Source organism: Pseudomonas sp. B28(2017), from assembly GCF_002113025.1.
Taxonomy (GTDB): Bacteria; Pseudomonadota; Gammaproteobacteria; order Pseudomonadales; family Pseudomonadaceae; genus Aquipseudomonas.
Genome location: NZ_NEJH01000009.1, coordinates 1 through 24,094, shown reverse-complemented (window position 1 = coordinate 24,094; position 24,094 = coordinate 1). Strand labels below are relative to the sequence as shown.

Here is a 24,094-nt window from a genome sequence, read left to right as displayed (position 1 = left end):
GCTCCTGCTGCATGTCATCAGGCCTTGATCACGTACCCGTACGCCCGGGTGCGACCACCTTCGTGTTTCAGGTAGACGCCCTGTAGCTCCGGCGTGAACCCCGGCAACGCGTTGATGCCTTCTTCCAGGGCCAGGAAGTATTTCAATACCGCGCCGCCCCAGATCTCTCCCGGCACCACGCAGAGCACACCTGGCGGATAGGGCAGCGCACCTTCGGCGGCGATACGCCCGTCCGCATCCGCCAGCGCCACCAGTTCGACGTTGCCACGGATGTATTCGATCTGCGCTTGCTGCGGGTTCATGGCCTTTTTCGGGAAGTGTTCCTTGCGGAACATGTTCTTCTGCAACTGCTGCACATTGTGGCTGCGATACAGGTCGTGCATCTCCTGGCAGAGCTGGCGAATCGTGTAGTTGCGATAGCGCTCCTGATGCTGCGCGTAGATGGCCGGCAGCACCCGGCTCATCGGCGCGTCATCGCTGATGAAGCGTTCGAAGCGGGCGATTTGTGCGGCCAGGTGGGTCATCTTCGCCCAGTCTTCAGCCGGGGTGAGCAGGAACAGAATCGAATTCAGGTCGCATTTTTCCGGGACGATGCCGTTTTCCCTCAGGAAGTTGGCGAGAATGCCGGCGTGAATACCGAAATCGGTGTAGCTGCCGTCCACCGGGTCGATTCCCGGAGTGGTAAACAACAACTTGCACGGGTCGATGAAGTACTGCTTCTCTGCATAGCCACCGAAGGCATGCCAGCGGTCCTTCGGATGAAATTCGAAGAAGCGGATGTCATTGGCGATCTCTTCCGTTGGGTAGTCTTCCCACGCGCGCCCTTCGATGGTGTACGGCACGAACGGCCGGACCATGGTGCAGGCTTCGAGAATCAGCTTGCGCGCTTCGATGCCGAACTTCACGCAGTCCTCCCACAGGCGCAGGCCGCTGCGGCCTGAGTGAATGCGTGCGTTGACATCCAGCGAGGCGAACAGCGGGTAGAACGGGCTGGTGGACGCCTGGGACATGAAGGCGTTGTTGAGCCGGTGATGGTTGCAATAGCGGGCCTGGCCCTTGATGTGCCGGTCTTTCTTGTGCACCTGGGAGGCCTGGGAAAAACCGGCCTGCTGTTTGTGCACCGATTGCGTGACGAAGATGCCCGGATCGTTCTCGTTCAGGTCTAGCAACAATGGCGAGCAGTCTTTCATCATCGGGATGAACTGCTCGTAACCGACCCACGCCGAGTCGAACAGGATGTAGTCACACAGCTTGCCGATGCGGTCGACCACTTGCCGGGCGTTGTAGATAGTGCCGTCATAGGTGCCCAGTTGAATGATCGCCAGGCGGAATGGCCGTGGCAGTTGGGCCTTGTCCGGGGCGACTTCGGCAATCAGTTCGCGCAGGTAGTCTTCTTCGAAACAGTGGGCGTCGATCCCGCCGATGAAACCATAGGGATTGCGCGCGGTTTCCAGGTAGACCGGCGTGGCTCCAGCCTGCAACAGCGCGCCCTGGTGGTTGGACTTGTGGTTGTTGCGGTCGAACAGCACCAGATCGCCCGGGGTCAACAGAGCGTTGGTCACCACCTTGTTCGATGCCGAGGTGCCGTTGAGCACGAAATAGGTCTTGTCGGCGTTGAACACTTGCGCGGCGTGTTTCTGTGCCAGCAGCGCCGGGCCTTCGTGGATCAGCAGGTCACCGAGCTTGACGTCGGCGTTGCACATGTCGGCGCGAAACAGCGTCTCGCCGAAGAAGTCAAAGAACTGCCGGCCGGCCGGGTGCTTGCGAAAGAACTGGCCGCCCTGGTGACCGGGACAGGCAAAGGTCGCGTTGGCCGCCTCGGTGTACCGTTTGAGCGAATCGAAGAAGGGCGGCAGCAGGCTTTCTTCATAGGCCTTGGCCGCTGTCTCCAGTTGGTTGCCATGGTATTCGACGTTGCTGGGGGACAGGTCGAAGATGCCGTTCACTTGCAGCAGCACGTCATTGAGGTGTTTGTAGACCTCTCGGGGGCGGGTGCTGGTGCCGGGGGAGGGCACCAGGAAAATCGGAACATCAAAACCGGTACGCTGAATGACGTCCAGCGCTCCAGCCAACACATCATCGACCGACACCACGGCCACGGCGACGTCGGTGAAATCGGTTTGACTGAGCGGGACCACCTCCCGGGCGTTCAGGAAGCATTCGGGTGTGCCATCGCTGGCGGCGATTTTCAGAGCTTTCATGGGTGGTGTCTCCTGGCGGGCACTCAATTGTCCGCAGCTTTTTTAGAGAGCAATTTCCGAGGGAGCCTTCCAGTTCCCCTGATCGGAAATCATGTCACCACTGGTTATAGAGCATATTCCTGATCTGTCAGGCTTTTAGCGATTTGCTGGACGAGAGGCCATGGCCTCCCGATAGCGGTCAGGCGTTCACCAGTGCAATCGTGAACGAGACTACGATCATGCATGCAAAAGCAAAATTGATATTCATGAAGTTTCCATCCAAAACATGAGTGACGGCGCCATCTTGAACAGGTCACAGGAAAATGAAAAATTCGGTGTAATGATTTGAAAGATCGAAAAAAATGATACCGGGAAGTGTTTTCCAGACTGCCCGTTTGTGTTTAACCCGTGCTTTGGCTAATCTCGCATAAACACGCAGTTGTACGCATAAACAGGCAAAATCATGCACGACAACCATTCTGCTACCGAACTGCCGTCAGTGCGCCGGCAAAAAATCCTGTTGATCCTCGAACGTGACGGCAAGGTCATGGCCTCGGAGTTGAGCCAGCACTTCGCGGTGTCCGAAGACACCATCCGCCGCGACTTGGCGGAGCTGGCCAGCGCCGGCCTGGTGCAACGGGTGCATGGCGGGGCGTTGCCGCGGCCCAAAGACACGGGCAAGGACTATTTCACCCGGATTAGCGAAACCGATGAGGTGAAAACCCATTTGGCGCAACTGGCGGCGCGACGGGTGCAGGACGGTCAGATCGTGGTGTTCGATTCCGGCACCACCACCTTGCAGATCGCGCGCTCGCTGCCGCCGGACATCGCCATCACCGCGATCACGGCATCGCCGATGACGGCCATCACCTTGTCCGAATACAAAGGCATCAAGGTGATCCTGGCTGGCGGCCAGCTCAACCCGGCGACGATGTCGGCCAGCGGCCACGAAACCCTGCGGCTGCTGGCGGGCATCAAGGCCGACCTGCTGTTTACCGGGGTCTGCGCGATTCACCCGCAGGTTGGCCTCAGTTCACTGCACTTCGATGAAGTGCCGGTGAAACAGGCGATGCTCGACTGTGCCTCCCACGTGATTGCTGTCACCACGGCGGACAAACTCGGCGCGGTGGAACCCTTTGTCGTCGCGCCTTGTCAGCGCGTGCACACGCTGATCACCGAGCAGCATGTGGCGTCAGGCAGTGTCGAGGACTACCGGGCGTTAGGGGTTGAGGTGGTACAGGTGCAGGCTTGAGTATTTTTTGCTGGCAGATGTATTGACTGTACCGGCCTCTTCGCGGGCACAAACAACATCCATGCTGAATGTGCCGGCCAACAACCTCAGCGCAGGCGCTCAAGCATCTGGTAGTACCACATGCCAGCAGCGAGCATCGGGTTGCCGAGCAGGTCGCCCATGGGCACGCGGATGTGCTGGCAGGCGGCGAAGGTGTCGAACTGCTCCAGCTGCCCGGTGATCGCCCGGCCCATGATTTCACCCATGATGTGGGTGGTGGCGATGCCGTGACCAGAGTAGCCTTGGCAATACCAGACGTTGTCCGACAGCTTGCCCAGTTGCGGGATGCGGTTGATCACGATACCCATCGCGCAGCTCCACTGGTAATCGATGGCCACGCCTTTGAGCGCCGGGAAGGTCTGCTCGATGCAAGGGCGCATCTCGGCGGCAATGTCGCGTGAATCCTTGCCGCTGTAGTTGGCGCCGCCACCGAACAACAGGCGACCGTCAGCGGTGAGGCGGTAGTAGTCGAGCACGAAACGGCAGTCATAGACCGCCAAGTCTTCGGGGTTGATCTGTCTGGCCAGATCGCCCAGCGGCGCGGTAGTGACGATGCCGCCCATGGCCGGGAAAATCTTGCCCTTGAGCTTGCCCGGTTCCAGTTTGTGATAGACGTCGCCGGCCAGCAGCACCTGATTGGCCTCGATGTGCCCGTGGGCGGTCCGTACGCCCGGGCTCAGGTGAAGGCCGTCGCCATGTATGATCTCCAGCACTTCGCTGTTTTCGAAGATCAATGCGCCCAGGCTTTCTGCCGCGCGGGCCTCGCCGATGCACAGGTTGAGCGGGTGCAGGTGCATGTTGCGGGTGTTCTTGATCGCGCCGTGGTAGAGGTCGCTTTGCAGCAGATCGCGGACCTGGCTGCGGTCGAGCAGGCTGACCTCATCGCCCATGCCGCGGCGCATGGCCTCAGCGTAATCCCTGCGTAAGCCATCCATGTGCGCGGGCTTGTACGCCGCGTGCAGGTGGCCGTGCTTGAGGTCGCAGGCGATACCGTACTTTTCCACGCGCTGCCGGATGATCTGGTGCCCGCGCCAGCGCAGGTTCCAGATGAAGTCGTCGACCTCGTCGCCAAGGGTGCGGCGCATTTGTTTGCGCATGGCTTCATCGCCCGAGAGGCTGCCGGTGACCTGGCCGCCATTGCGTCCGGTGGCGCCCCAGCCAATCTTGTGGCTTTCGACGATGGCGACCTTCAGGCCTTTTTCCGCCAGTTCGACGGCGGAGGCCACGCCGGTGAAACCGCCGCCGATGATCACCACGTCAACCCGGTGCCGGCCTTGCAGTGTCGGGTAATCGGTGTCCTGGTTCAGGGTGGCGGTGTAGTAGGAATTGCAACGTTGAGTCATGTCGGTGTCCAGGCAAAATGGGGAAAGGCCAATGCCGGTCAGTCAGCGTGCGCAGCCTGTGGGAGCGAGCCTGCTCGCGAAGGCGGTATGTCATTCACTGTTGATGTCGAATGTCACACCGCGTTCGCGAGCAGGCTCGCTCCCACAAAGATTGCATACGCTGAGCAAACGCAGGGATAGCGAAAGGAGGGGCTCGCCGATCAGGCGAGCAGGGCGCTATCCGGCGGACGTGCGGAATGACGCAGTTTGGAACGGCGCAGGGCCATGGGCAGGTTGACGATGCGCTTCATGCAATGCCGTCCACGGCCAGCAGCGAGGTGGCCTGGATCGAAATGTTCAGCAGGTGCTGTTCTGACGGCGAAGTACGCATGGCGCAGGTTTCCGGCGGCGGAAATCGTCGGTGGCGAGTAGTACAAGCCATCCGGGGATGGCTGGATACTAGGGAGGATTGTGCCGCGTGTAAATGTCTGATTCAGGACGTCAGGTGCACACCAAGGCCGATCAACCCGCAGCCTGTCAACACTTCGATCACCCCGCGCTTGAACCGCAGCAACGCAATGCCCGCCACCAGGGCGATCAGCAGCGAAGGCCAGTCCAATCGTCCTTCGAAGCCTTTGGGCCAAAGCACGTGATAGCCAAAGAAACACGCCAGATTGAGAATCACGCCCACCACGGCAGCTGTAATGGCCGTCAGCGGCGCGGTGAAGATCAGTTCGTTGTGTGTCGACTCCACCTGCGGCCCGCCGGCGAGAATGAACAGGAACGAAGGCAGGAAGGTGAACCAGGTCACCAGCGTGGCGGCAATGGCACCGGCGAAGGTCAGCAGCGCAGCCTTGGTGAAGAACCAGGCCATCTGAGTCAAGGTGCCTTCCCAGCCGAACAGTGTGGTGAGCATGACCACGGGCACTTCACCAAAGGCGATGTACACCCAGGACAGTGCAACCAGGATGAACTACGACGGCAACACAATCAGCACGCCAGCGATCACGCCGCCCCAGGTCCGGCGCATCAGCCAGCCGATATAGGTCGCCAGCTGCCGAGCCTCCGGCCCGGGCAGCAACATGCAGTAGTTGAGGGCATGCAGAAAGCGCCGCTCGGAGATCCAGCGCCGGCGTTCGACCAGTTCCTGATGCATGATTCAAATCTGCCCGGCCGGCCCGCCAAAGCTGATGAAGCCGAGCTTGAGCCAGAACAGAAAGGCTTCGCGCAGGCTGATGGATCGGGGGTAGTGGCGCATCCTGTTCCGTGATCGGGGAGGGCGTGGGGCTCAAGTGGAAAATCCTTGTGCGCAGGCGCTTTGAGCCAATGACTGTAGCTACGCCGGAGCGCGTTGGATAACCGCCTGATGCTGCGCATCTGCCCAGCGCGCGACGGCTGATCGGTCGCTGTCACGGGCATCGACCCAGCGTGCGCCGCATGCCACGTCTTCGCGTTTCCAGAACGGCGCGTCGGTTTTCAGGTAGTCCATGATGAACGCACAGGCTTCGAAAGCGGCTTGACGATGGGCGCTGCTGACGCCGACAAACACGATCGGCTCGCTGATCGACAACGGGCCGATCCGATGCACGATCTCCACGGCCCGCAGCGGCCAACGGGCCTTGGCGTTGTCGATGATGTTCTGCAGCGACCGTTCCGTCATGCCAGGGTAGTGTTCCAGATACAACCCGGCGACCGTCTCACCCTGATTGATGTCGCGCACGTAGCCGACGAAGTTGACCACGGCACCCACACCCGGATCGTTCGCCTGCAGGCTGTCGATCAACCGGCCGACGTCGAACGCTTCACACTGGACCCTAACCGACATGTCTCAACCCCCGGTGACCGGTGGAAAAAAGGCGATCTCGTCATAGTCCTCGATCACCTGGTCCGGATGGCACAGCTCCTGGTTCAGGGCACACATCAGGTTGGTTTCACCCAGCACGTTGCTCCACACCTCTCCGCGAGTCATCAGCAATTGGCGCACGTCTTCGATGGTCTTGAGGCTGTCGGTCAGGGGCAGTTTTTCACCGCCCAGGTTGAGCTGCTCGCGGTAACGGGCGAAGTAGTTGATCAGGATCATTGTACGTCCTCGAACTTGAAATGACCGGAGCGGCCACCTTGTTTGCTCAGCAGGCGGATGTCGTCGATGACCATGGCGCGGTCCACCGCTTTGCACATGTCGTAGAGGGTCAGCGCCGCCACGCTGACGGCGGTCAGGGCTTCCAGCTCGACCCCGGTCTGGCCCTCTACGCGGCACGTGCCGACAATTTTCACACTGTCCGGTGTGCAGGCCTTGAGTTCGACGTGGATCGAACTGAGCAGCAGGGTGTGGCACAGCGGAATCAGCTCATGGGTTTTCTTCGCCGCCATGATTCCGGCGATTCGCGCGACGGCAAACACATCGCCCTTGGGGTGGCCGTCGCTTTGAATCAACTTCAAGGTTTCCGGGCGCATCCGCACCCAGGCCTGAGCCTGGGCTTCACGCTGCGTCGAGGTTTTTTCGCTGACATCGACCATGTTGGCGCGACCCTGCCGGTCGAGGTGGGTCAGGCCATTGGGCGATGCATCTGAAAGGTCTGTCATGTGAGGTTCCTGCGCTTGCCAGCGCGGTGATCAGGTGAAGGCATCATGCCGGGCTGTAAATGCGTGGTGCGTTTCGGTGGGGTACGTGAATCAGGTTGAGGCGATGTTTGATTGCCCATTGCACGGTCAGGGCGGTGGGCGCCGACAGGCTGACCAATGTGCCCAGCCTGGCCCTGACGGCTTTGTGAATCAGCTCCAGGCTGCAACGGCTGGTGACCACGGTGAAGCCGCTGCGGCTGTCGATGCCGGCGTGTTGCAGGGCACCGATCAATTTATCCAGCGCGTTGTGGCGGCCAATGTCTTCGCGGCAGATCAGCGCGTTGCCTTGGGGGTCGAAGTACAGCGCCGCGTGCAACGCGCCGCTGCTGCGGGCCATCTGTTGTGCCTGTTCGATGCGATCGCGAATGTCGATGAAATGCTCGGCGGGCGGCAGGGGAACCGGATCGAGGATCTGCAGTTTCGGCAAGGCCTGCTCCAGCGCTTCCACACCGCACAGTCCGCAGCCACTGGTGCCCGCCATTTGCCGACGATGGTTCTTCAGTGCCCAGAACGCGCGGCTGGAGATCTGCACGTCTGCTTGAACGGCCTGGTCGAATCGGGTGAGGCGCAGGTCGTAGATTTCGCTCTGGTCTTCGACTATGTCGTTGCTGACGCTGAAGCCACGGATGAAATCTTCGAGATTGCCCGGCGACACCATCATCACGGCCTGACTCAAACCGTTGTAGGTGATTGCCAGAGCAATCTCTGAAGCCAGGGCCGCCTGACAGACTGACGCGGTGTTGTCGTATTCGCGAAAGTTTACACTCAGCGGCTTGGGTGCGGGGGCGTTGGTGTCGCTTCGAATATCGGCTTGTTCAACTTGGCATAACATGAAAAGAACCTCGAAGCGCTGAATTAAATTCAGGCTACGGGTAACTTTTCAACGCGTCCAATCGCTTGTTCCGATGCGCCGATTGGTGATGTCTATCAGGTTGGCAAAACATATCCTTTATGGTCTTGTATAAAAACCGAAACTTGATCAGGAAGTCCGGTTGAATAAAGTTCGTGCTTCGGCGAAACACTTCTCGGCAATTGCCGAGCGCGGTTCGGTCTTGCGCATGACCAGGCCCAGGGGGGCGAGCACACTGGCATCCGGCAATTCGATGAACGACAAGTGTTCGATGGGTTCTTCCAGGCCGCTGTCCAGCGGCATGATCGCGCAGCAGAAACCTTCGTGAATCGCCTGCAGCAACTGGTAAGTCGAATCGCTTTCCAGGATTGGTTGCGGGTCCAGTCCACGGCTGCGAAAACTCAGGTCGATGGATTTGCGATAGTGCATGCCGTTGCTGAGCATCCCCAGCGGCAGTTCGGCGGCATCCTCCCAGCTCATTTGCGCACCCTCGAAATGGAAGTGGCGTGTGTCATACAGCAGGCCGACGCGGGTTGCGCCAATCTCGAAAAACTCGAAATAGCTCGGGTTGACGTGATCGAGGTAGCACACGCCCAGGTCAAGCTGATTGTTGCCCAGGCCCTCGATGATCTGGTCGGAACTCAGGGAGGACAGGCTGTACTTGAGCTCGGGAAAGCTGCGGGACAGGCCCTGAATGTAGGTGACGGGGTTGAAGCTGCTCAGCGGCACCAGGCCCAGGCGCAAATTGCCAACGAGCTGGCCCCGGCACGCGGCGGCCTCGGCGAAGAGCCCGTCGTGGGCGGCCAGCAGGGTTCTGGCCCACGCCAGTACCCGCTCGCCGGCCTGGGTAAAGCCCTCGAAGCGCTGACCCCGGGTGACCAGCACCAGGTCCAGTTCATCCTCGAGGTTGCGCAGGCGCATGGACAGGGTGGGCTGGGTGATGTGGCATCGCGCGGCGGCCTGGCCGAAATGGCGGGTCTGTTCCAGGGCGATCAGGAACTTGAGTTGTTTGATGTCCATGACGGCACCTGCTGACGGGGGAGTGAAGGGTAAGTATTGACTCAGGAACGCAAGACACAAGGCGCGGCGCAAACGTGAGGTGCGGACGATCTCACTGTCTTTGGCGTGCGTCCAATCACTGATATTTAAGGGGTTATCGATGGGCTCTATCGTCGATGGTCTTTTCCTGTGTTTATATTGATAGAGCGGCTCGATAGTCTGGTTGGTTAGAGTGATTAGACAGCGTTTGCTGGGGCGCTTTAGTCTCCGGAAGTTATTTAATTAATATCTGTCGGAGAATCCCATGAGTGTCAAACCGGATGCGTTGTTTATCCCTTTGAATATTGCCGTGCTGACGGTCAGCGATACCCGTGAATATGCCAATGACACTTCCGGCCAGTTACTCGTCAGTCGTTTGCTTGAAGCCGGCCACACCCTCAGTGAGCGCAACCTGCTCAAGGATGACCTGTACAAGATCCGCGCGCAGGTGGCGAACTGGATTGCCGACGACGGCATTCAGGTGGTGTTGATCACTGGCGGTACCGGGTTCACCGGCCGCGACAGTACGCCCGAGGCGGTGGCCTGTTTGCTGGACAAGCAGATCGATGGATTCGGTGAGCTGTTCCGGGCGATTTCGATCCTCGACATTGGTACTTCCACAGTGCAGAGCCGGGCACTGGCCGGGCTGGCCAATGGCACGCTGGTCTGCTGCCTGCCGGGATCCACGGGCGCCTGCCGCACCGCGTGGGAAGGCATACTCGCCGAGCAACTCGACGCTCGCCACCGGCCGTGCAATTTCGTGCCGCACCTCAAGCCTGTGCAAACCTGCGGGACCCGGGGATGAGCGCTGCAGCGCTGATGTCGGTAGAGCAAGCCATCGACCGGCTACTGACAATGGCCGAGGCACACAGGATCGAAGACAGCGAAGCGGTGCCGCTAAGTGCCGCCAGGCAGCGGGTGCTGGCCAATGACCTGGTGGCGACCCTCGATCTGCCGCCGTGGCCGAACAGCGCCATGGACGGGTATGCCCTGAATGTCGACGGCTGGGACGGGGAACCACTGAGCGTGTCGCAGCAGGTGTTTGCCGGGCATGCCCCCGAAGCCCTGGCTTTGGGAACCTGCGTGCGCATCTTTACCGGCGCGCCTGTTCCGCCGGGTGCCAACTGCGTGGAGATGCAGGAAAACACCGAGGTACTGGATGACGGACGCATCCGCTTCACGCAGCCACTGAGCGCCGGCAGCAACATTCGCCCACAAGGCCAGGAAAACCGCGTCGGCGATGTGTTGCTGCGGGCCGGCAAGCGCCTTGGTCCGTTCGAACTGGCGGTCGCTGCGGCGCAGGGCTGCACCCATGTGCAGGTCGTGCGGCGACCACGGGTGGCGTTGCTGTCCACCGGCGATGAACTGGTCGATCCGGGCACGCCACTCAAGCCTGGCAGCATTTACAACAGCAACCGAACATTGTTGAATCATTGGTTGAGTGCGTTGGGTTGCGAGGTCATCGATGCCGGCATTCTCCCCGATGAGCCACGCCAGACGCGGCTCAAGCTCGAACAGCTGCAACAGGCCGCTGACCTGATGCTCAGCACTGGCGGCGTGTCCGCCGGTGACGCCGACTGCCTCGGTCAGGTGCTGCGCGAGTGCGGCACGCCGTTGCTGTGGAAACTCTCGATCAAACCCGGAAAGCCATTGACCGTGGGCCGCTTCGGCCGCGTGCCGGTGATTGGCCTGCCGGGTAATCCGACATCGGCGTTGGTCACTTTCGGCCTGTTGGCCCGGGTTTACCTGTTGCGGATTCAGGGTGTCGAAGACCTGGAGCCCTTGAGCTTTCCGGTCAGGCTCGGCTTTGCCTGGCCCAAACCCGGGAGTCGGCGCGAGTACCTCAGGGCAAAACTCGAAGCCGGTCAAGCGGTGCTGTATCCGAACCAGAGCTCAGGCGTGTTGCTGAGTGCAACCTGGGCCGATGGGTTGGTGGAAGTGCCGGAAGGTTGCACCTTGGCAGAGGGCGACACGGCGCGGTTTATTCCCTTTCGCGAGCTGTTCTGAATACACCGGACAACCTGTGAATGCCAATCCTGCGACCGGCCAAAATACCTGTGGGAGCGAGCCTGCTCGCGAAGAGGCCGGCCATCCAACAGCGATATTGCCTGACACTCCGCCTTCGCGAGCAGGCTCGCTCCCACAGTTTGATCTTCAGTGAATGCCAATCTTGCGGCCGGCCACAATCACTGTGCGGACTCGCCCGCGATGGCGATCTACCAAACGCCACAGATCTCAATGCTTGCCGGCAATCTCCTCCAGATGATCCTCGATTTCCTGCGGCTTGAGCACCAGCACATCGCTCTCGACCGCATCCAGCACCACTTCTGCCGTATTGCCGATCAAGGTTCCGGACAAACCGCTGCGGGCCACGGTACCGATCACCGTCACCGCCGCCTGCAGCTTATGCACCATGAACGGAATCAGCACATCCGCCGGGCCCTCCTCGATGTGCAGGTGCTCATCGTCGATGTCGAATTCAATCTGGAACGACTTGCATTGCTCGCGGTAACGCGCCTCGATGGTTTCGCTGAGTTGAAGCGTCGGGTCGGCCGACGACAGCATCGGTGACGGATGGGCGCTGATCACGTGCAAGTGGGCCTTGGCCAGGGTTGCTATGTCATAGCCATGATCAATGATGGTGTCGTGCAGGTGGCGGTGTTCGGGGTCGGTGTTGCCGACGTCGACAGCGGCCAGGATCACTTTGTCTTTCCATGAGCCGGCGGTTTTTACCAGCAGTACCGGGGATGGGCATTGGCGCAGCAATTTCCAGTCCTCGGGTGTCAGCAAGGCCTTTTTCAAGGCGCTGTCGGGGAAATGCTGCTTGACCACCAGACCGCAGCCCTCCGCCTGCTGCACATCGACGATGGTTTGATGCAGGCTCTGATTCCAGGCCTGTTCAGTGGTGATGCTGTAACCGTCCTCCAGTAAAGCGGCCTTGAGCACCCCCAACATGCCATTGTGATCATGCTTGGGGTCGCACACCAGCAGATGCAGATGCGCCTGGGTCACGCCTGCAATCAATTTGGCCCGTTTGAGCGCCAGGCTTTCGGAGTGTTCGGGGTCGATGACCACCAGAATGCTGCGTACGGCTTGCATGATCGGGATCTCCTGAAAATAAAAAAGCACGGCGTTGCACAACTATAGTTGCTGCCTGCGATTCGGGGACTTGATGCATATCAACGGTTGGCGACTGGTGGTCTGCGGGCAGGCCGGTATAATCGGCGCCCTTCGTTTTGAACCTATTTTTCCGTGAGCCCCATGATCCTTCCCGAAATTCACGAGTTCCTTGGCTGCCGCACCCCCGACGGCTGGGTTCAAGCCGCGCTGGCCGATCAGGAAACCCTGCTGATCGACCACAAGAACTGCGAATTCAAGGCCGCGAGCACCGCGTTGAGCCTGATCGCCAAGTATCACTCCCACGTCGACCTGATCAACATGATGTCGCGCCTGGCCCGGGAAGAGCTGGTGCACCACGAACAGGTCATGCGCCTGATGAAACGCCGCAAGATCGCGCTGCGCCAGCTGTCCGCCGGGCGCTATGCGTCGGGGCTGCGCAAGGTGGTACGCAGCCACGAGCCGGTGAAACTGGTGGACACATTGGTGGTGGGGGCATTCATCGAGGCCCGCAGTTGCGAGCGTTTCGAAGCGCTGGTACCGCATCTGGACGAAGAACTCGGCAAGTTCTATTTCGGTCTGCTCAAGAGCGAGGCCCGGCATTTCCAGGGTTACCTGAAACTGGCATACCAGTACGGCGACGCCAGGGATATTGCCCAGGTGATCGACAAGGTGCGGGCTGCCGAGCAGGAACTGATCGAGTCGCCGGACGTGGAGTTTCGCTTTCACAGCGGCGTGCCTGCTGCGGCCTGATTATTCGGTATTGTTTTTGCTGACGCCTTCGCGAACCCGCTCGCTCCTACAGGTTTTGCGTGTATCCGGAGCGTCAGTTCAACACAAAATCCACCGGCTCCAATTGTGGCGGCAGTTCCGTCACGCCCAGCGCTGCCAGTACATCACGCTCGATGTTGCGCACGATGGCGTCGGTGGGCAGGTCATTTTCGTCGCGGCCGAAGGGGTCTTCCAGTTCATCGGCAATCGCGTCCAGGCCGAAAAAGGTGTAGCTGACAATCGCGGTGAAAATCGGGGTCAGCCAGCCCAGGGGTTCGGCCATGGCAAACGGCAGGAGGATGCAGAACAGGTAGATGGTGCGGTGCAGCAACAGGGTGTAGGGGAACGGTAGCGGGGTGTTCTTGATCCGTTCACAGACCGCCTGGGCGTGGGTCAGGCTGGCCAGGTGGTTGGCCATGAGCGTGTAGCGCCAGTCGTTGATCGCCCCGGACTCGTTGAGTGTCGAACACTGCTGGCCAACCTGCATCAGTATCTGCCCGCTGATGTCCGTGGTGTCGCCCGTGGGCATCGGGTGCAGCCAGTCGCCACTGGCGGCCAGTTCGTTTTCCCGGCGAAGCCGCGCATTGAGGGCATGGGCAAAGCCGCACAGGTTGCTGAGGAGGGTGTGTCGTTCATTCGTGTCCTTGATGACCAGGGTTTCACGAATCATCGAGCGCACTTCCACGATCACCTCGCCCCACGCCTTGCGCGCTTCATACCAGCGGTCATAGCAGGCGTTGTTGCGAAAGCTCATGAAGATCGACAACGACAACCCCAGCAGCGTGAAGGGGGTAGCACTGACCTTGGAAAAGTAACTGGGATGCAGGGTTTCAATGAGCACGATGGCCGAGGCGAGCAGCGTCACCATCAGGCTGCGCCAGGCAATGCGCTTGGCGATCGAACCCTTGAGGGACGTCAGGACGCCGATCAGGTTGGGTTTGGGTCTCACGATCATGGGGTTCAGCCGCCCGTCATGTTCATGAAGCGAATGACCTGTACATCGTCGTTCACTTCGAAGTTGTGTCGATAAGGCTTGAGTTTCATCGCCTCGATAATGGCTTTTTCCAGGCGCTCTGGCTGTCCGGGGTGGCTGCGCAGCACAGCCTTGAGATCCACCGAGTGCTCATTGCCCAGGCACAGCAGCAGACGTCCTTCCACGGTCAGCCGCACCCGATTGCAGGTGCCGCAAAAGTTGTGGCTGTGGGGTGAGATGAACCCCAGGCGAATCTGTGGTGCCTCGGCCAGGCGCCAGTAGCGCGACGGCCCCTGGGTCGACTCGGCGGAATCAATCAAAGTGTAGCGTTCGGCGATGCGCTCGCGGACCTGGCTGCTTGCGAAAAACGATTCCGCGCGGCTGTGCTCGTCGATGGTGCCCAACGGCATTTCCTCGATGAAGGAGATGTCGAGGTTGCGGTCGATGGCGAAGCTCACCAGATCGTTGATCTCGTGGTCGTTGCGGCCTTTCATTACCACACAATTGAGCTTGGTGTTACGGAATCCGGCCTGGTTGGCCGCGTCGATGCCCTTGATGACCTGCGCCAGATCACCGGTGCGGGTCAGTTCGCGAAAACGTTGCGGGTCCAGGCAGTCGAGGCTGATGTTGAGGCGCTTGACCCCGGCCTCGAACAACGGCTCGGCCAGTCTGGCCAACTGCGAGCCGTTAGTGGTCATGCACAGCTCACGCAGGCCGGGCAGGGCGGCGATCTTCTGGCACAGCTGCACCACGCCTGGGCGGATCAGCGGCTCGCCTCCGGTCAGGCGGATCTTGCGGGTGCCCAGCGTCACGAAGCTTTCGGCCAGTTGATAAATCTCTTCCAGGGTCAGCACCCGTTGGCGTGGCAGAAACTGCATGTCCTCGGCCATGCAATACACGCAACGGAAATCGCAGCGGTCGGTGACCGACATCCGCAGATAGTCCACGCGCCGGGAGAACCCATCGATCAAGACTCGTTCTGACATGACACCCTCGCTTGGCACGCATTGAATGAATGTCCCGTTAAGCGGATCTGGTCTTTGCAGGAGCGAGCTCCTACAGATATTGCGCTGATAACGGATTTGTTGAGCGCAGGCTAAAAGCAACTTGAGAGGCCGTCCAATCACTATTAGTAACCGGTTGATCGACTGCATCTATGATGGATTAAGTTGCTGCGTAAATGAGTGTTTAAATTTTATAAATAATTGAAAAATAACAATAAAAATCGATAATAAATATCCTCGATCATATGGTCATAAATAGCGATTAGACAGTAATTAATCCCTGTTCATATGCTTTCTCCGTCAAACGATCAATGACCTGAATCGGGTCGAAGCCTGTGTCCATTGTCACGGAGAAGTACCATGTCTCAAGTCGACCGCTACAAACCCTATAAAGGTGCCGCCGCCGGTTGGGGCGCGCTGATCGCTGTTACCAGGAACTGGCTGGGCAGTGAAAACGCGCTGAAGAATATTCGCGCCATGCTCAAGACCAACCAGAACGGCGGGTTCGACTGCCCCGGTTGTGCCTGGGGCGAGTCGCCTGAAAACGGCATGGTCAAATTCTGCGAAAACGGCGCCAAGGCCGTTAACTGGGAAGCCACGGGCCGTCTGGTTGACCCGGCCTTCTTCAACAAATACAGCGTCTCGGCGCTGGCCGAACAGAGCGATTACTGGCTGGAGTATCAGGGACGCCTGACTCACCCGATGCGCTATGACGTTGCCACCGATCGTTACGTGGAAACCACCTGGGACGAAGCGTTCGCGCTGATCGCCCGGCACCTCAACGCGCTGGAATCGCCCCACCAGGCTGAGTTCTATACCTCGGGCCGGGCCAGCAACGAGGCGGCGTTTCTCTATCAGTTGTTCGTCCGGGCTTACGGTACCAACAACTTTCCGGACTGCTCCAACATGTGCCACGAAGCCAGCGCGGTGAGCATGATCGAAAGCCTCGGCGTGGGCAAAGGCACCGTGGTGTTCGACGATCTTGAGCATGCCGATGCGATCTTCGTCATTGGCCAGAACCCCGGCACCAACCACCCGCGGATGCTTGAACCGTTGCGCGAAGCGGTCAAGCGCGGTGCCCAGGTGATCTGCATCAATCCGCTCAAGGAGCGTGGGCTGGAGCGCTTCCAGCATCCACAGCACCCGATCGAAATGCTGATGAATGGCTCTGAGCCCACCAACACCGCGTACTTCCGCCCGGCACTTGGCGGTGACATGGCGGTCATGCGCGGCATGGTCAAGTTCCTGTTGCAGTGGGAGCGCGAAGCTCAGGCCACTGGCGGCGAACCGGTGTTCGACCATGAGTTCATCGCTGAACACACCTCGGGCATGGATGCCTACCTGGCCGAAGTCGACGCGACCAGCTGGGAGCACATCGAACAGCAGTCGGGCATGACCCTCGCCGACATCGAGCTCGCCGCACGCATGTACGCCCGGGCCAAGCGTGTGATCATGTGCTGGGCGATGGGCCTGACCCAGCACACGCACTCGGTGCCGACGCTGCAGGAAGTCATCAACCTGATGTTGCTGCGCGGCAACGTCGGCCGTCCGGGTGCGGGCCTGTCGCCGGTTCGCGGTCACAGTAACGTGCAGGGCGACCGCACCATGGGCATCAATGAGCTGGCGCCCACCGACTTGCTCAATGCTCTGGAAAAACGCTTCTCCTTCAAGCCGCCGCGTGAGCACGGCCACAACACCGTGATGGCAATCGGCGCGATGGAGCAGGGGCGTTCGAAAGTGTTTATCGCCCTGGGTGGCAACTTCGCCCAGGCCACCCCCGACACGCCGCGCACCCACGCTGCGTTGCGCAAATGCGACCTCACCGTGCACATCGCCACCAAGCTCAACCGCAGCCATTTGGTCACCGGCCGTGAAGCGCTGATCCTGCCGTGCCTGGGCCGCACCGACATCGACATGCAGGCAGAAGGCCCGCAGGGCGTAACCGTGGAGGACACCTTCAGCATGATCCACATCTCTCACGGTCAACTGAAACCCAAGTCGAAACACCTGATGTCGGAACCGGCGATAATCGCCGGCATCGCCGCCGCCACACTGGGCAAGCACCCGATCGACTGGAACTGGGCCATCGGCGACTATGGCCGCATCCGCAACATGATTGCCGACACCATTCCCGGCTTCGAAGATTTCAATCGGCGCTTGCTGCATCCGGGCGGTTTCCACATGCCCAACGACGCGGCCCGACGCATCTGGAAAACCGCCAGCGGCAAAGCCCGATTCACCCCGAGCGTGTTGCCGCAGCACCTGATCAGCGAGGGCGTGCGCAACCTGGCGGTCAAGCCGCACCTGATTTTGCAGACCATGCGTTCCCACGATCAGTACAACACCACGCTGTACGGCCTGGATGACCGTTATCGCGGGGTGTACGGTATGCGCGACGTGGTGTTCGCCAACGAGCAGGACATTCGCCGGCTGGGTTTCGAACCGGGGCAGAAGGTTGACCTGGTGGCGCTGTGGGACGACGACCGCGAGCGTCGGGTCAGCGGTTTCACCCTGATCGCCTACGACATTCCGGCCGGTCAGGCGGCGGCGTACTACCCGGAGACCAATCCGCTGGTGCCATTGGAAAGTTACGGTGACCGTACCTTCACCCCGACTTCCAAGTTCGTTGCCATCCGGCTGGAGCAGGCGAAAGCCAGCAGCCTGATTTCGACTACCGCCGCATAGCAGCGGGGCGGCCCGGTGCCGCATCCGCTCACAGCAAACCTTTTGACTTGTGTTGGCTGCAGGCCCTCCGGCCTGACGGTGGCCCGGCCGTGTGCCGCCGTTTTTCAGCCGCGATGAGGATATCGACATGTTTAACCTGGAGGCACTGGACCTGGCGCGGATTCAATTCGCGTTCACGGTTTCGTTCCACATCATCTTTCCCGCCATCACCATCGGGCTGGCCAGTTTCCTGGCGGTGCTCGAAGGCCTTTGGCTGAAGACCCACAACGACACCTATCGTGATCTCTACCATTTCTGGTCGAAGATCTTCGCCGTCAACTTCGGCATGGGCGTGGTCTCGGGGCTGGTCATGGCCTACGAGTTCGGCACCAACTGGAGCCGCTTCTCCGACTTTGCCGGCAGCATCACCGGGCCGTTACTGACCTATGAAGTGCTCACGGCGTTCTTCCTCGAGGCCGGTTTCCTTGGGGTCATGCTGTTCGGCTGGAACCGGGTAGGGCGTGGCTTGCACTTCTTCTCGACGGTCATGGTCGCCATCGGCACTTTGATCTCGACCTTCTGGATTCTCGCATCCAACAGTTGGATGCAAACGCCCCAGGGTTTCGAGATCGTCGACGGTCGCGTGATGCCGCTGGACTGGCTGGCCATCGTGTTCAACCCGTCGTTCCCGTACCGCCTGGCGCACATGGCGATTGCCGCGTTCGTGGCCACGGCGTTCTTTGTCGGCTCGTCGGCGGCGTGGCATCTGCTGCGCGGCAATGACACCCGGCAAGTGCGCAAGATGCTGTCGATGGCATTGTGGATGGCGTTGATCGTCTGCCCGATTCAGGCAGTGGTCGGTGATGCCCACGGTTTGAACACTCTGGAGCATCAACCGGCGAAAATCGCCGCGATTGAAGGGCACTGGGAAAACAACGGTAGCGAAGCGACGCCACTGGTGCTGTTCGGCATCCCCGACATGCAGGCCGAGAAGACCAGATACGCCATCGAGATTCCCTACCTGGGCAGCCTGATCCTGACCCACAGCCTCGACAAGCAGATCCCGGCGCTCAAGAGCTTTCCGAAAGAGGATCGTCCCAATGCGACGGTGATCTTCTGGAGTTTCCGCGTCATGGCCGGGCTGGGCATGCTGATGGTGCTGGCCGGCGTGCTCGGCCTGGCCCTGCGCCGCAGCGGTGCCATCTACCGCAACCGCGGGTTCCTGCGCCTGATGCTGTGGATGGGCCCAAGCGGCCTGATCGCCATGCTGGCCGGGTGGATCACCACCGAAGTCGGGCGTCAGCCTTGGGTGGTGTATGGCCTGCTGCGCACCGCCGATGCCGCGTCGAATCACAGTGTCGCGCAGTTGAGCATTTCGCTGGCGCTGTTCGTGGTGATCTATTTCTCGGTGTTCACGGTGGGCATCGGCTACATGATGAAACTGGTCGGCAAAGGGCCGCAGCCGCATCACGGGCATTCCGCAGGCGGGCATTCCGACCAGGTGATCACACCGCGCCGGCCGCTGTCTGCCGACGCCGAAATCCTCGAAACCGACGCCCGCGTCAATTGAAGGAAGGGAGTTGAATCATGGGTATTCAAGGTATCGATTTATCGCTGATCTGGGGTGTGATCATCGCCTTCGGCGTGATGATGTACGTGATCATGGACGGCTTCGATCTGGGGCTGGGCATTCTGTTCCCGCTGATCCCGGATGCGAAGGAGCGCGATGTGATGATGAACACCGTGGCACCGGTCTGGGACGGCAACGAGACCTGGCTGGTGCTGGGCGGCGCGGCGCTGTACGGCGCGTTCCCGCTGGCCTATTCGGTGATTCTGGAGGCGTTGTACCTGCCGTTGATCCTGATGTTGTGCGGCTTGATCTTCCGCGGCGTGGCGTTCGAGTTTCGCTTCAAGGCCAGTCCTGAAAAGCGACATATCTGGGACATGGCGTTCATCGGCGGTTCGCTGCTGGCGACATTCTCCCAGGGCGTGGTGATCGGTACCTACATTGCCGGTATTCCGGTGGTCGATCGGCAGTTCGCCGGTGGTTCGCTGGACTGGCTGGCACCGTTTCCGTTGTTCTGCGGTGTCGGCCTGATCATCGCCTACGCGCTGTTGGGCAGCACCTGGTTGCTGGTCAAGACCGAAGGCATGCTCGAATCGCGGATGCGCCTGTTCACCCGGCCCCTGGCGTGGCTGCTGTTGGCGGTGATTGGCGTGATCTGTGTGTGGACGCCGATTCTCCATCCGGAAATCGCCACGCGCTGGTTTGCCCATGCGCACCTGGCGGTGTTCGGTGGTCTTGCGGTGCTGGCGTTGCTGGCGATGTTCGGCCTGCTCAGGACCCTGCGCCAGCGCCACACCCATTGGCCGTTCGCCTTCACCCTGATGCTGGTGTTTCTGGGCTACATCGGCCTGGCGTTCAGCATCTGGCCGAACATCGTGCCGCCTTCCATCAGCCTGTGGGCGGCGGCGTCACCGGCGACCAGCCAGTTGTTCATCCTGATCGGGGCGCTGTTCATTCTGCCGATCATCCTGATGTACACGGTCTGGAGCTATTACGTTTTCCGCGGCAAAGTGAGGATTGGCGATGGCTATCATTGATTCGAATCGAACGGCTCCCGCACGCTGGTACCAGCGCCTAGGGTGGCTGGTGGTGATCTGGTTGGGCAGTGTGGCCGGGTTGGGGGGGGTGGCGGGGGGAATGCGGATGTTGATGCATGCGGCGGGGATGAGTAGTCATTGATGGCAAGTCATTGAGGGGGCCAGTTCAGTTTGAGGCGTGGGTGAATATCCATTCCTGCGGTAATGGCCGCTGACGGTTCCGCCCTTACGGCGGGTCACTTTGGAAAAGCCCCAAAGTAACCAAAGGGCTCTTGCCCCTGACGTTCGGTGCCTCGCCAAGGCTCGGCATCCCCTCGCTCCGGTCCTGCTCCGTGGGCCCGCCGCGATCGGCCATCCATGGCCGTACGCGGCTAACCCGGCATCCATGCCGGGTTGCCCACTGCGCAGAACCTGCGCTCGGCCTCTCGAGGGGGCAAGCAGATCAAAAGCCAAAGCGAGGCGGCCTACAGGCCGGCCTGATCGTAATTGAACGCGTTTCCCTGTAGGAGCGAGCTTGCTCCGGGCGACGTTCCGACGATGGACGTCAACGATAACGCGGGCTGCCTGAATGATCGTGTTGTTCAGACGTTTTTCGCGAGCAGGCTCGCTCCTACAGGTGCCCCGTTGGATGGCACGCCCGCGACCCATTCAGAGTCTTGTCTTTACTGCGCCCCAAACATCGCCGTCCAGTAAATCCCGGCATCGCTCTTCGGGTCGGTCGCATACGCCGCGCCCAGTTCGCGGAACTGCGGGTTCATCAGGTTGGCGCAATGGCCGGGGCTGGCCAGCCAGCCTTCGACCACCTTGTGTGGCGTGTCTTGCCCGGCGGCGATGTTTTCGCCGATCTGCTGGAAGTCGTAGCCGGCCAGTTCCGCGCGGTCACCCGGTGTGCGGCCGTCGCGGTCCTTGTGATCGAAGTAGTTATGGTTGGCCATGGAGCGCGAGTTGCTTTCGGCGGCGGTGGCCAGTGTGGCGTTCCAGGCCAGCGCTGGCGCGGCGGCAAAGGATTGCGTACCGCACTGGCGTGGCCGGGTGCGTGCAGCGTTGACTTCGGTCAGCAGCTTCTGGCCTTCGGCCTGCGCGTCGCCCAGGCGTGCGCTCAACAACGGCCGCGCGACCACGATGCGCCATTCACGGTCCTGGCGGTTGACGCCGACATCCACGAATTGCGGGTCGAGGACGATCTGGCAAAAACTCTCCTGAATCGCCTTCATCGCCGACGCCGCATCGCGAGGCCCGGACAGGCTGATGACCTGCACATTTTTCATGGGATAACCCGCCGTGGCCATGGCCTGTTGCAGATTGCCGATGCTCGGGGCGGTCAGCACCAGGCGCGGGTCGGCCGACAGCGGCGGCAGCTCCGAGGAAACCTGGCCGGCACAGCGCTGCAGTTGGCTGCGGTAGACGTTGATCGATTCGATCAATTGCGATTCGTCCGCCGCCGAGGCGCTGGCGGCGAATACCAGACCCAGTGACAAACCGGCAAAACGCATTGCGGATGAGATGACACCCATGAAAGTCCCCCTTGAGCAGTTTGCGCCCATGATGCGCGAAGTTGGCCCATCCAGGGCAACGGATTTATCCAGAGTGTAGTGGGGCGGGTGAAATCATTTCAGTACTACACTGAGTCGAACCACTCTCCGAGTGACACCGATCATGCGTCTCGACTGGGGGGCCACCTGCCTCGTCCTCACGTTGCTTGCTGGCCCGGTAGCCGCCGGGGATCAAGCACAAAAACAACAAGCAGCCGAGAACAAGGCCGAGGTGCTTGAGCAAAAAGCCGCCGAGAACAGCAACCCCGCACCGGTACCCAAGGCTGAAGCCATAACCCCGTCCGAAGTCCAGGCCGTTGACCCGAAGGGGGCCGCGCCCCTGGACGATGCGATCACGTGCCTGGCCCGCTCGATTTACTGGGAAGCCAAGGGCGAGGACCCCGCCGACATGGAGGCGGTGGCCAACGTGGTCATGAATCGCCTGGGCCACGAGGGTTTTCCGGACACGGTGTGCAAAGTGGTCAAGCAGGGTTCCGAGACCAGGAGTTGCCAATTCTCCTGGTGGTGTGACGGCAAATCCGATTCGGTGCAGGAAGAGGTGCCTTACGCCATGGCCAAGGAAATCGCGCGCAAGGCCCTGAACAAGGAACTGCCGGATCGCACGCAGGGTGCCCTGTATTTCCATGACCGTACCGTCAAGCCGGATTGGGCCAAGGAGTACATCAGGACCGTGGATATCGGTTTGTTTCGGTTTTACAAGCCTCATGACGGATCGGCCAAGTAGTAGCGGCTATTTCGGCCAAATATCTTTTTTTTTGCTGAAGTCATGCACGGCCTTATCGAAACTGAAATGTTTCTGTTTTATAAGCTTCATAACGTAACCATGCGTGGAATGACGCCAGGAGCAGGAACTACACATGAAGCTGACAAGTGTCTGGATCAGTAATCTCGCGCCGATCGCGGCGCAGTCGCAGGCGTGCGCCCAATGACCGTGCTGGTCACCGGTGCGGCCGGTTTCATCGGTTTTCATACGGTCCAGCGCTTGTGCCGCGAAGGTCAGGACGTTGTCGGTATCGACAACCTCAACGACTACTACGACGTGGAACTCAAGCATGCGCGCCTCGAAGTGCTGCAGACTTTGCCGGGTTTTCGCTTCCGGAAAATGGACATCGTCGATAAACCGGCCCTGATGAGCCTGTTCCAGGAACACCGATTTACCGAGGTGGTGCACCTGGCCGCTCAGGCTGGCGTGCGCTACTCGCTGGACAACCCGGATGTTTATGGGCAATCGAACCTGGTGGGTTTCCTCAACGTGCTGGAAGCCTGTCGCCACCATCGCCCCGAGCATCTGATCTACGCCTCGAGCAGTTCGGTGTACGGCACCAACAGCAAGATGCCGTTCAGTGTCGAGGATCCTGTCGAACATCCCGTTTCGCTGTACGCCGCCAGCAAGCGCGCCAATGAACTGCTGGCCGAAAGTTACTGCCATCTGTACGGCCTGAAAGCCAGTGGCCTGCGATTTTTTACCGTCTATGGTCCATGGGGCCGCCCGGACATGGCGCTGTTCAAGTTTACCGACGCCATCCTCAAAGACCTGCCCATCGACATTTACAACCAGGGGCAGATGTCGCGGGACTTTACCTACGTCGACGACATTGTCGAAGGTATCGCCCGACTGCGCCCGAAGCCGCCGGTGCCGCAAGGCTCCGCCACCGGGGTCAACCGGCTCTTCAACATCGGGCGTGGCATGCCGGTGGCGTTGCTGGACTTCGTCGACTGCCTGGAGTCCGCCCTGGGCCTGCAGGCCCGGCGCAACTACCTGCCGATGCAGGCCGGTGATGTGGTCAAGACCTGGGCCGATGTCTCGGCACTGGCCGAGTGGGTGGGCTTCAGCCCGCAGGTGACGCTCGAAACCGGCGTCGGCGAGTTTGTGAAGTGGTATCGGCAGTTCTATCAGATTTGAAGCGTTCGCCTCTGATCTCGAAAAAATCAAAAAAGGCGAGAGAGACCCCATGAGCCAAGACATTTTTGTATCCGTACTGATTCCCGCCAAAAACGAAGCGAACAACCTCAAGCCGTTGCTTGAGGAAATCCGCGTGGCGCTGGCCGATGAATCCTACGAAATCATCGTCGTCGACGATGGCAGCACCGATGCGACGCTGCAG

Annotated in this window: 22 protein-coding genes and 1 pseudogene; 11 read left to right on the top strand and 12 right to left on the bottom strand. The window is 60.3% G+C overall.

Annotated elements, in window-relative coordinates; translation table 11 throughout:
- Positions 1 to 17: 17 nt before the first annotated feature.
- A complete protein-coding gene (speF, locus tag CAF65_RS20585) occupies positions 18 to 2,201 on the bottom strand; it encodes an ornithine decarboxylase SpeF (RefSeq protein ID WP_085717936.1) in 2,184 nt (727 codons plus the stop codon).
- A 442-nt stretch (positions 2,202 to 2,643) separates the two neighbouring features.
- Here speF and CAF65_RS20580 point away from each other — a divergent pair, with 442 nt between their 5' ends.
- Positions 2,644 to 3,432 (top strand): DeoR/GlpR family DNA-binding transcription regulator, encoded by a 789-nt coding sequence (locus tag CAF65_RS20580; RefSeq protein ID WP_085717935.1) that lies wholly within the window; start codon positions 2,644 to 2,646, stop codon positions 3,430 to 3,432.
- An 86-nt stretch (positions 3,433 to 3,518) separates the two neighbouring features.
- On the opposite strand, the gene CAF65_RS20575 is transcribed toward CAF65_RS20580, so the two are convergent.
- The 7 genes and pseudogenes from CAF65_RS20575 to CAF65_RS20545 all read right to left on the bottom strand — a co-directional run bounded on the left by CAF65_RS20575 (position 3,519) and on the right by CAF65_RS20545 (position 9,285).
- Entirely contained in the window at positions 3,519 to 4,814 is a 1,296-nt protein-coding gene (locus CAF65_RS20575; protein WP_085717934.1) for an FAD-binding oxidoreductase, read from the bottom strand.
- A gap of 472 nt (positions 4,815 to 5,286) precedes the next feature.
- A pseudogene (locus CAF65_RS20570) lies at positions 5,287 to 6,085 on the bottom strand (chromate transporter).
- A 44-nt stretch (positions 6,086 to 6,129) separates the two neighbouring features.
- Positions 6,130 to 6,618, bottom strand: a complete 489-nt coding sequence (gene moaE / locus CAF65_RS20565) for a molybdopterin synthase catalytic subunit MoaE (RefSeq protein WP_085717933.1) — start codon at positions 6,616 to 6,618, stop codon at positions 6,130 to 6,132.
- Between the two features lie 3 nt (positions 6,619 to 6,621).
- Entirely contained in the window at positions 6,622 to 6,873 is a 252-nt protein-coding gene (gene moaD, locus CAF65_RS20560; protein ID WP_085717932.1) for a molybdopterin converting factor subunit 1, read from the bottom strand.
- Complete coding sequence (gene moaC / locus CAF65_RS20555) at positions 6,870 to 7,376, bottom strand: cyclic pyranopterin monophosphate synthase MoaC (protein ID WP_085717931.1); 507 nt, start codon at positions 7,374 to 7,376, stop codon at positions 6,870 to 6,872. The genes moaD and moaC overlap by 4 nt, the downstream gene beginning before the upstream one ends.
- Before the next feature lie 43 nt (positions 7,377 to 7,419).
- On the bottom strand, positions 7,420 to 8,247 hold the full coding sequence (gene fdhD / locus CAF65_RS20550) for a formate dehydrogenase accessory sulfurtransferase FdhD (RefSeq protein ID WP_085717930.1): 828 nt from the start codon (positions 8,245 to 8,247) through the stop codon (positions 7,420 to 7,422).
- 147 nt (positions 8,248 to 8,394) lie between these two features.
- The gene (locus CAF65_RS20545) at positions 8,395 to 9,285 is read right to left on the bottom strand and encodes a LysR family transcriptional regulator (RefSeq protein ID WP_085717929.1); all 891 of its coding nucleotides are present in this window, start codon (positions 9,283 to 9,285) and stop codon (positions 8,395 to 8,397) included.
- A gap of 283 nt (positions 9,286 to 9,568) precedes the next feature.
- On the opposite strand from CAF65_RS20545, the gene moaB reads away from it, so the two are divergent.
- Entirely contained in the window at positions 9,569 to 10,108 is a 540-nt protein-coding gene (gene moaB / locus CAF65_RS20540) for a molybdenum cofactor biosynthesis protein B (RefSeq protein WP_085717928.1), read from the top strand.
- Complete coding sequence (gene glp / locus CAF65_RS20535; protein WP_085717927.1) at positions 10,105 to 11,310, top strand: gephyrin-like molybdotransferase Glp; 1,206 nt, start codon at positions 10,105 to 10,107, stop codon at positions 11,308 to 11,310. The genes moaB and glp overlap by 4 nt, the downstream gene beginning before the upstream one ends.
- A gap of 228 nt (positions 11,311 to 11,538) precedes the next feature.
- Here the strand turns inward: glp and CAF65_RS20530 are convergent, their stop codons facing one another.
- Complete coding sequence (locus CAF65_RS20530) at positions 11,539 to 12,402, bottom strand: universal stress protein (protein ID WP_085717926.1); 864 nt, start codon at positions 12,400 to 12,402, stop codon at positions 11,539 to 11,541.
- A gap of 162 nt (positions 12,403 to 12,564) precedes the next feature.
- Between CAF65_RS20530 and CAF65_RS20525 the strand changes: the two genes are divergently transcribed.
- The gene (locus CAF65_RS20525; protein ID WP_007976299.1) at positions 12,565 to 13,173 is read left to right on the top strand and encodes a tRNA-(ms[2]io[6]A)-hydroxylase; all 609 of its coding nucleotides are present in this window, start codon (positions 12,565 to 12,567) and stop codon (positions 13,171 to 13,173) included.
- 73 nt (positions 13,174 to 13,246) lie between these two features.
- Here the strand turns inward: CAF65_RS20525 and CAF65_RS20520 are convergent, their stop codons facing one another.
- Together CAF65_RS20520 and moaA are read right to left on the bottom strand one after the other, a co-directional pair.
- Positions 13,247 to 14,146 carry a bestrophin family protein gene (locus CAF65_RS20520; protein WP_085717925.1) on the bottom strand — a complete coding sequence of 300 codons (900 nt, stop codon included), beginning with the start codon at positions 14,144 to 14,146 and terminating at the stop codon, positions 13,247 to 13,249.
- Positions 14,147 to 14,151: 5 nt separating this feature from the next.
- On the bottom strand, positions 14,152 to 15,150 hold the full coding sequence (gene moaA, locus CAF65_RS20515; protein WP_085717924.1) for a GTP 3',8-cyclase MoaA: 999 nt from the start codon (positions 15,148 to 15,150) through the stop codon (positions 14,152 to 14,154).
- Between the two features lie 378 nt (positions 15,151 to 15,528).
- Between moaA and CAF65_RS20510 the strand changes: the two genes are divergently transcribed.
- The 4 genes from CAF65_RS20510 to CAF65_RS20495 all read left to right on the top strand — a co-directional run bounded on the left by CAF65_RS20510 (position 15,529) and on the right by CAF65_RS20495 (position 20,578).
- Positions 15,529 to 17,853 carry an FdhF/YdeP family oxidoreductase gene (locus CAF65_RS20510; RefSeq protein WP_085717923.1) on the top strand — a complete coding sequence of 775 codons (2,325 nt, stop codon included), beginning with the start codon at positions 15,529 to 15,531 and terminating at the stop codon, positions 17,851 to 17,853.
- Positions 17,854 to 17,980: 127 nt separating this feature from the next.
- A complete protein-coding gene (locus tag CAF65_RS20505; RefSeq protein ID WP_085718106.1) occupies positions 17,981 to 19,402 on the top strand; it encodes a cytochrome ubiquinol oxidase subunit I in 1,422 nt (473 codons plus the stop codon).
- A 17-nt stretch (positions 19,403 to 19,419) separates the two neighbouring features.
- Complete coding sequence (gene cydB / locus CAF65_RS20500; RefSeq protein ID WP_085717922.1) at positions 19,420 to 20,436, top strand: cytochrome d ubiquinol oxidase subunit II; 1,017 nt, start codon at positions 19,420 to 19,422, stop codon at positions 20,434 to 20,436.
- A complete protein-coding gene (locus tag CAF65_RS20495) occupies positions 20,423 to 20,578 on the top strand; it encodes a DUF2474 domain-containing protein (protein ID WP_085717921.1) in 156 nt (51 codons plus the stop codon). Before cydB ends, CAF65_RS20495 begins: the two co-directional genes overlap by 14 nt.
- 520 nt (positions 20,579 to 21,098) lie before the next feature.
- Here the strand turns inward: CAF65_RS20495 and CAF65_RS20490 are convergent.
- Complete coding sequence (locus tag CAF65_RS20490; RefSeq protein ID WP_085717920.1) at positions 21,099 to 21,950, bottom strand: CAP domain-containing protein; 852 nt, start codon at positions 21,948 to 21,950, stop codon at positions 21,099 to 21,101.
- A gap of 142 nt (positions 21,951 to 22,092) precedes the next feature.
- On the opposite strand from CAF65_RS20490, the gene CAF65_RS20485 reads away from it, so the two are divergent.
- From CAF65_RS20485 to CAF65_RS20475, 3 genes are all read left to right on the top strand, one after another.
- Positions 22,093 to 22,713, top strand: a complete 621-nt coding sequence (locus CAF65_RS20485; RefSeq protein WP_085717919.1) for a cell wall hydrolase — start codon at positions 22,093 to 22,095, stop codon at positions 22,711 to 22,713.
- A 201-nt stretch (positions 22,714 to 22,914) separates the two neighbouring features.
- On the top strand, positions 22,915 to 23,892 hold the full coding sequence (locus CAF65_RS20480; RefSeq protein WP_085717918.1) for an NAD-dependent epimerase: 978 nt from the start codon (positions 22,915 to 22,917) through the stop codon (positions 23,890 to 23,892).
- A 49-nt stretch (positions 23,893 to 23,941) separates the two neighbouring features.
- A partial coding sequence (locus tag CAF65_RS20475) for a glycosyltransferase (RefSeq protein WP_143492140.1) occupies positions 23,942 to 24,094 on the top strand: 153 nt, incomplete at its 3' end.